We start from the raw sequence: 1274 nt of genomic DNA on the forward strand, positions 1-1274 counted from the left end.
ATTACAGGTTTGGATAGATCGGGAATTTAGCGCAAAGCTCTGCAACCTCGGCTTTGACTTTGGCTTCGACGGCGCCATTGCCGTCTTCGCCATTGGCAGCCAGGCCGTCGACCACCTCGATGATCCAGTCGGCGATCTGGCGGAACTCGATCTCGCCAAAGCCGCGGGTGGTGCCGGCGGGGGAGCCCAGACGGATGCCCGACGTAATGGTCGGTTTTTCCGGATCAAACGGCACGCCGTTCTTGTTGCAGGTGATATGCGCCCGGCCCAGAGCCTTGTCGACAATGTTGCCGGTCACGCCCTTGGGTCGCAGATCGACCAGCACCACATGGGTGTCGGTACCGTGGGTCACCGTGTCCAGACCACCCTTGATCAGCTGGTCTGACAGCGCCTGTGCGTTCACGACGACCTGCTTGATGTAGTCCTTGAACGCAGGCTGCAGCGCCTCGCCAAAGGCCACGGCCTTGGCTGCGATCACATGCATCAGCGGGCCGCCCTGAATGCCGGGGAAGATGGCTGAATTCACTTTCTTAGCGATATCTTCATCATTGGTCAGGATCATGCCGCCACGCGGGCCGCGCAGGGTTTTGTGCGTGGTGGTGGTTGCCACATGCGCATGCGGGAAGGGGCTGGGGTGCTCACCCGCTGCCACCAGACCGGCGAAGTGCGCCATGTCCACGTGCAGGTAGGCGCCGACCATGTCGGCGATCTCGCGCATGCGGGCAAAGTCGATCTGGCGCGGAATCGCGGAACCACCGGCGATGATCAGCTTGGGCTGGTGTTCTTTTGCCAGCGCCTCGACCTGATCATAGTCCAGCATGTTGTCTTCTTTGCGGACGCCATACTGCACCGCATTGAACCACTTGCCCGACTGGTTGGGACGGGCGCCGTGGGTCAGGTGACCGCCTGCGTCCAAGCTCATGCCCAGAATGGTGTCGCCGGGTTGGATCAATGCCTGGAACACACCCTGGTTGGCCTGAGAGCCAGAGTTCGGCTGCACGTTGGCAAAGCCGCAGCCAAACAGCTCTTTGGCGCGGTCGATGGCCAGGTTCTCGGCGATGTCCACGTACTGGCAGCCGCCATAATAGCGACGACCGGGATAGCCTTCGGCGTATTTATTGGTCATCACCGAGCCTTGTGCTTCCATCACGGCGGCAGAGACGATGTTTTCGGATGCGATCAGCTCGATCTCGTCGCGCTGACGACCCAGCTCGGATGTGATCGAGCCGAACAGCTCGGGATCACGGTCAGATAGGGACTGGGTGAAAAATCCG

At 60.8% G+C, this 1274-nt stretch carries 1 protein-coding gene; it reads right to left on the minus strand.

Translation table 11 applies throughout. From position 1 onward, the window contains the following. Position 1: 1 nt before the first annotated feature. Positions 2–1274 (minus strand): serine hydroxymethyltransferase (gene glyA / locus AC2FIS_RS23165; RefSeq protein WP_496700169.1); only part of this gene is annotated, 1273 nt, incomplete at its 5' end.

The organism is Ruegeria sp. CDSB113, assembly GCF_059611045.1.